Source organism: Agromyces sp. P2_B3 (genome assembly GCF_056404815.1).
In genome coordinates this window covers 1-645 of the sequence record NZ_JBFUDH010000055.1, presented here as the reverse complement: position 1 = coordinate 645, position 645 = coordinate 1, and the positions used below count along the sequence as shown (strand labels likewise).

2 protein-coding genes are annotated in these 645 nt (G+C 73.5%); both read left to right on the top strand.

The window, feature by feature from the left end:
- Positions 1 to 332 (top strand): hypothetical protein (locus tag AC1DZA_RS20150; RefSeq protein WP_476774102.1); only part of this gene is annotated, 332 nt, incomplete at its 5' end.
- 60 nt (positions 333 to 392) lie between these two features.
- Positions 393 to 645 (top strand): hypothetical protein (locus AC1DZA_RS20145; protein WP_476774101.1); only part of this gene is annotated, 253 nt, incomplete at its 3' end.

Here is a 645-nt window from a genome sequence, read left to right as displayed (position 1 = left end):
CCGTGGACGCGTCCGTGATCGCCGCAGCAGCAGCCGCCGCGTTCGCGTTCCCGTCCGTCGCGGCAGTGGCTGCCGCGCTCGTGTCGCTGTCACCGGTCGTGTTCGACGCGCCGATCGCCGCAGCAGACGCTGACGCGTTCGCCGTGGCCGTGGCATTCGTGGACGCGTCCGTGGACGAGTTCGCCGTCGCAGCAGCCTGGGCCGCGGCGACCGCGTTCGCGGTCGCCGCCGCGGTCGCGGTGCTGGTCGCGTCGGAGTACGCCGCAGCCACAGCCGCACCGTTCGCGTTCGCGTCCGCCGCAGCCGATGCCGACGCGTTCGTGTTCGTCTGACCAGCAGCGGTCACCCCAGCATCAGCCGTACCGGCCGTGGTGGTGTTCGCGTCCGCAGTCGTGACCGTGGACGCGTCCGTGATCGCCGCAGCAGCAGCCGCCGCGTTCGCGTTCCCGTCCGTCGCGGCAGTGGCTGCCGCGCTCGTGTCGCTGTCACCGGTCGTGTTCGACGCGCCGATCGCCGCAGCAGACGCTGACGCGTTCGCCGTGGCCGTGGCATTCGTGGACGCGTCCGTGGACGAGTTCGCCGTCGCAGCAGCCTGGGCCGCGGCGACCGCGTTCGCGGTCGCCGCCGCGGTCGCGGTGCTGGTCG